The following is a 5,972-nucleotide window of genomic DNA, read 5'->3' as shown; positions in this document are numbered from 1 at the left end:
GGGCCGATGGTCATCGTGTAGGCGAAGACGTTGCCCGAGCTGCCGCTCGAACCGTCGTCGTCGATCTGATTGTAGTGGAAGCGGGCGTAGGTGGCGTTGGCTCCCATCTTGAGCCAGTCTTTTGCCTGGTAGTCGAGTTTCAGACGGGTCGTGAAGCGATCCATGTCCGAATTGTAGGCGATACCTTCGTTGTTGAGGTATCCGAACGAAGCATAGACCGAAGTTTTGTCACCCGATCCGGCTATGCTGATGTTGTACTCCTGACGCAGCGACGTGCGGAATGCGGCGTCGGTCCAGTCGTCGGGGCGTACGTAGTATTCCTGGCCTTCGTATACGAGGCGGCGTCCGAGCGTCGCCTGCGGATTGACCTTGCCGTTGATGCCGATGAACTCCTGTCCTTCGGGAACGGTGTAGACCATGTAGCCCAGACCGCCGTCGTTGGCCGAGCCGGTGAGGTTCTGGTTGGCCTTCAGGTGCGCTTCCATGGTGCTCATGCCCGAGTCGAGGTAATAGTTCTTCAGGGCATTGTAGTGCGTTTCATAGAACTGCGCGGGATTGGTGATATACTCGTAGTCCTTAACGGCGCGCGAGTTTACTCCCCATTTGGCATCGACCGTGATGATGGCGTCCTTCGACTTGGCCTTCTTGGTCGTGATCATCACGACGCCGTTGGCACCGCGGGCACCGTAAAGTGCATTCGAGGCGGCGTCCTTGAGCACGGTCATCGACTCGATGTCGTTCGGGTTGAGGTTGTTCAGGTCTCCCGAGTAGGGCATGCCGTCCACGATCCACAACGGGCTGTTGCCTGCGTTGAGCGAACTGAAACCGCGGATGCGGATGTCGGGGGCAGCACCGGGCTGGCCCGACGAGTTCGTCAGCTGCACACCGGCGACCTTACCGGCCAGCGCCTGGGCAACGTTCGACTGTTGCGATTTGGCGATGTCGTCCGATTTGATCACGGTAGCCGATCCGGTAAAGGCCTCTTTCTTGGCCGTACCGAATGCGACGACGATGACGTCGTCGATGGACTGGGTGTCCTCCTTGAGGGTGATGTCGATTCTGGATTTGCCGGCTACAGCGATCTGCTGCGGTTGATAGCCGATGAAAGAGACGAGGAGAGTGGCATCCGAGGGAGCCGTGATAGAGTAGCTGCCATCAGCGTTCGAGGTCGTACCCGTGGTCGATCCTTCGACCAGGATGGTGGCACCTGCAACCGGATTTCCGGTGTGGTCCTTGACCGTTCCGGTTACCTGGAGCTGCTGCGCAAAGGCCGAGAGGCAGGCGCCCAGCATAACCGTTAGTGTAATGAGGAGTTTTCTTACCATAAAAAATTTGAGTTTTACACGAATATGTGTGCCGGGAATCAGTCGGTGGCGGTCGGTCCTCGGGTGAGTGGGCCAAAATCCCCCGTTTCGGGCCCGGTATTACGCCCTGTTACCGGGCCCGATTCAGAGGATTCGGTGGCCGTCAGCCTACCGATTCAGCGATTAATAGTCTTCGTCCGTGAGGTCGTTGGGTTTCGTCCCCGAGTACTTCGTGGCGGGGCCTTCCCACTCTACGACAAGTGTATTGGATGTACCTTCTTTGGCGAAGCCTTTGTCGATCAAGTCTTTAAACCGGAAGGTAATCTTCCAGTTCTTATCCACCTTCTCGATCTGAATGGAGCCTTCCTCTGGGCATCTTTTCATCCATGAGTTATACCCATATCCGAGGGAGTATAAGCTGAGATTGCGGTTGTTGAACTGGAAACTCCATTTGAAAGTATCTCCGGTTTCTTTCAGATTCGGGATGTTGTAGGATGTTTCCTGATCCGGAATAATCAGAACCGGGGTGCCAGTCGTATTGTCGACTCCACCATTTTGCTCCGTGTTGGCATTAACAAAGTAGAATATGTACGACGGGGAAGTTTCGCCCATGTCAGAATAGTTGGGATCATGGCGCATTTGCAGTTCCGTAATATCCCAATCAAGGTCGGTCGGAGAGCCGTCCTCTTTAGTGATGGTGATGTGCGGGTGGAACGGTTTGACGGGAGTCATGTCTGTCTCTTCAGACGTGGTTGTCAGTACTCCGCTCCATTCGCTCTCAAGTGTTACTCCATCCTTGTATTCGACAACGAGTTTCAGATAGGTCGTATTACCCTCCTGGCGGGTTGTAAGCGTTCCGTTCACCTCTGCATATGTGCTGTTGTCCCAGATTCGATATTCTAAATAGTCGAAAATTTGAATTTGGGCAAGAGGCTTTTGGAAAATAGGATCTTTTTCCGACAGATCTATTGAACATTCTTTGAGCTGGGTCTCCGTCAGACTTATTGATGCTGCATAGTTCCCCTCCATGAGATTGGCAGGTGCTTCTGCATCTACCATGCCGAATGTCAGAATATTGGTGGATCCTTTCTTGTAGACAAATACCTTGGCAAGAGCGGCCTCTTCGGGAGTTTCACCCTTGGTTACCTTGATGTAGTTCTGGCTTTCGAATCCGAACGTAAAGGCGCCCGAGTAGGCGGCGCGCAGGTGGTTGTCACCCTCCTCTGCGTCGATTGCGAGGGTCAGTACGTTGTTCTTGACCTCGATGGTCAGCGAACCCGTCGTGTTCTCGGTGTTCTGGAAGGCACCGTACTTGACCGAAACCTGTGCGGGATCTACCGTCGAGAGATCGAACGTTGTCTCCGTAGTCTCGGCTGCCAGCGTCACCGTCAGTCCGTTCAGACCGTCCTGCGGTTCCGTGACATCGGCCTCGTTGTAGAAGTAATAGGTCGTGGCACCGGTCGCTGCATTGGACCACTTCAATACGCTGCCGATCGCGAGGGCCTCACCATTAAGTTCGTACTGGTTGTTCAACTCGGGGAGTTTTGCCTCGGAGCAGGTGTTTTCATAACGAGCCAACAGCGTTTTGCCCGATTCCATCTCTACCTCGACATAGAGGTTCAGACGCGACGTTTCGCTGAGGTAGTCGGCCGAGAGCTTGACCGATTTCACATCCTTCATCGTAGCCTCCTTTACCGAAATGTCTTTGTAGGAGATTTCGAACGTGTCGGATTCCGTATTGACCGTTCCTTTCGGGTTGCGGACCATGACACGCAGGTAGTCGTTGGCTTCGCTCATGCCGTCCATGTCGGCAATGCCTGCCGTCGGGGAGAGGTAGAACGTGTAGAGATCGGTGTCCTCGATCTCGAAGATGGCCGACTTGATGTCGATGGGGGTGCCTCCGTCGTATTCGATCTGGTCTACCAGTTGAACCGGCGGGGGGGTAGGTCCGCCCTTGTCATCGTCGTCGGAGCAGGAAGCAAGGCTTCCGGCTGCGAACAAAACTGCCCATGTCAAGACGCGTAGTCTCGACCAATAGCTCGTTTTCATAGGTCTAAAATTTATTGATGAGAAAAGAGCGCGGGTGCGGGTGTGCACCCGCGCTCTTTTGGTGAATATCCGTAAGGCTTTACTGGAACTTTACCTGTCCGAACGGCTCCATCGGAAGGGGCTGCAGACCTTTAAGTTCGCTGGCAGTCGGGATTCTGTTCTTCGTCTGCTGCGAAACGGTCGAGGTCTTCTCGGCGCGCGTCGAGCCGAACTCCTTGCCCGAAGAGACTACCGGAGTATCCGTAGTGCCGAGTACGACCGGACCGGTCCACGTACCCGTGATGCTGTGGTGCAGAACATCTTCGCCGTCGATGATGAAGGTGAAGTAGTTATCGCCGCCTTCAGCCTTTTCGATCGTCACGGTGCCGGTATAGAGGCTGGCATATCCCTTCATCGAAGGAATGTTCAGCGGGCCGTCCTCTACGAATACCGGATCCTTCATGTGGGAGGGATATCCGTTACCGATTGCGTTGCCGATGAACAACCAACGGGTACCGATGTGATCGACCTCCTGAGCTCCGCGGAGGCAGACACCGGGCCACATCTGTGCCGGATAGCGGTTCGGCGAGATATTGTAGGTTCCCGGGGTGATCTTGTCGTCGTCGCCCGGATTTACGAGCAGGTCGAGACGGATGATGTCACCCTCGACGAGTTTGCCGGGATCGTTGTAGGCCGGATCCGGAACATAGGTACCCGTGGCCATACCGAGCTCAATGAACTGGTAACCGCAGGGCTCCGGAGCGGGCGGAACGAAGGAGGTAATATCGTTGATGTCACGGTAACCCAGGCCACCGATGTAGATCTGCGTCTGCGGGAAGCAGCGGGCCGGTTCATTTGCAGCAGTCAGGTAGCTCAGATCGAGCTCCAGGTCCTCGGTCAGCGTCGAGGATCCATCGTCCTCCTTGTCGTCCGACGAGTCCGTAAGCGTTACGGAACCTTCGTAGGAGCCGGTGACCTTGTAGCCGGTAACCGTTTCGAGGTCGTAGTCGATCTTGTATTTTCCGGCGTCGGCCTCTGCGATGGTGATCGTACCGTCCGTGCAGTAGCCGTACAGACCGCTGTCCGATACGCCGTCATCATAGAAGACGTAAGTTCCGATCGGAAGTACCATACCCATGATCTCAAGCTCATTGGGGCTCATCCACGTCCCCTTCTTGTAGGTCGTGCTGACCTCGTAAGTTCCCGGCTCAAGTCTCATCTCCTTTTTCGGATCGGCCCATTTCGTGCAGAAGATGCCGAGCGAAACCTGGTAGTAGGGGGTAACTCTGTTTTCGCGGTTCTCGTCATCGATCGTGATGAGCGTAAGACCACCGCCCGTACCGAACAGGTCACCCATATAGGTGCCTTCGGCGTATGCTGCCTTGTGCTCGACATCCTCCATGAGCTGTGTGAGCTTGGGCAACTTCGTACCGTTGCCGATGCGCAGGTCGCCTTCAAACGTGACGGCATGGTCCACACCTTACATTATCTATGAAGGTGGTCGAAATTTTGGTGGTATTGCCCTCGCGCGAGATGGTTACGTCGCTCGATACGTGCATCGTCGTGGAGGCCGAGCCATCGAAGTAGACAACGAAGCTGTTGGTGTCGAAATACGTGTGATCACCGAATTTGTTGCTCTCGGTGAAGGTGCCCGAGGGATAGGTCTTCCACTCGTCGCCGCTGTCGAGATAGCAGTCGAGGATCATGGCATATCCGGGCTCTTTGAGGGCGATGTTCGTGCCCTGGGTTACGAAATCCACATTGGCGACACCGAGGAGATAGTTGTTCGTTCCCGAAGTGGTCTGGCCTCTCCAGTATCCGAACATCGGCTTGTCCATCTTGAGAGCATCGCCCTGCTCGGCCTCGCTCTTGTAGAAGATGCACAGCCCGTTGTATTCGGCCTTCAGCGTTTCGCCGGAGGTCATGGCGGCATCGAGCGACAGCTTGACCGTCGTCTGCGAGGTCAGCAACAGCGAGAGAGCGCTGTTCTGGACGTTGGCTGCGGTCTCGGAGGAAATCTTTACGTTCTTGTAAACAAGCGAGTTGTCCTTCCCTGTCAAGTCGATATCACCCGTGGGCGTGTTTGTCGCGATCAGGATGTAGTCGTCAGCCAGAAGCATGGCGTCGAGGTCGATCAGGCCTTCGGTCGGGGAGATGTAGAACGTGTAGATGCCGCTTGCATCGTCTTTCGTATAGACTACCGAACCGATCGGGGTAGTCTCGTTGTTGTACGAGAACTCGTTCTCGAGAGTGGTCTTTTTCGGACCTCCTCCATCGTCGTCAGACGAGCACGACGTCAGTGAGTGGCTGCAGATTCCCATGACGGAGAACAGCATGCACAGTGAATAGAGTTTTTTCATAAAGTAAAGGATTTGGAGCGGCCGGTAAGGCCGGGGTTTTCTGGGGTTTTGCGCCATATCGGGTGGACGAACGGCGTCGTTGTTTTCCCCTGGCACCTCGGAGAAAAGTCTCGCTTTTTTGGGGTGAAAAAAAGAAGCGTGGTGCCGATGTCTACTTTAACAGTGAGGTTCTGGAATACCTTGGAGATAAAATAAGCAACAGCCCACGCCTATCCCTGGAAAATGGGTATGACGTAAGAAGTTGGCCGCTTATCCTCTCTCCAATTGAATTTACCAGATT

Annotated in this window: 4 protein-coding genes; all 4 read right to left on the bottom strand. The window is 54.8% G+C overall.

The window, feature by feature from the left end:
- Nucleotides 1-1,325 (bottom strand): SusC/RagA family TonB-linked outer membrane protein (locus tag QZL63_RS02715; RefSeq protein WP_290585733.1); only part of this gene is annotated, 1,325 nt, incomplete at its 3' end.
- 162 nt (nucleotides 1,326-1,487) lie between these two features.
- Complete coding sequence (locus QZL63_RS02710) at nucleotides 1,488-3,353, bottom strand: hypothetical protein (RefSeq protein ID WP_022307800.1); 1,866 nt, start codon at nucleotides 3,351-3,353, stop codon at nucleotides 1,488-1,490.
- Nucleotides 3,354-3,432: 79 nt separating this feature from the next.
- Nucleotides 3,433-4,809 carry a hypothetical protein gene (locus QZL63_RS02705; RefSeq protein WP_022307799.1) on the bottom strand — a complete coding sequence of 459 codons (1,377 nt, stop codon included), beginning with the start codon at nucleotides 4,807-4,809 and terminating at the stop codon, nucleotides 3,433-3,435.
- Nucleotides 4,787-5,692, bottom strand: a complete 906-nt coding sequence (locus QZL63_RS02700) for a hypothetical protein (RefSeq protein ID WP_290585721.1) — start codon at nucleotides 5,690-5,692, stop codon at nucleotides 4,787-4,789. The genes QZL63_RS02705 and QZL63_RS02700 overlap by 23 nt, the downstream gene beginning before the upstream one ends.
- Nucleotides 5,693-5,972: the final 280 nt, after the last annotated feature.

The sequence above is a fragment of the Alistipes sp. CAG:268 genome (assembly GCA_000434235.1).
GTDB lineage: Bacteria > Bacteroidota > Bacteroidia > Bacteroidales > Rikenellaceae > Alistipes > Alistipes avistercoris.
This window is presented reverse-complemented; position numbering and strand designations above follow the sequence as displayed.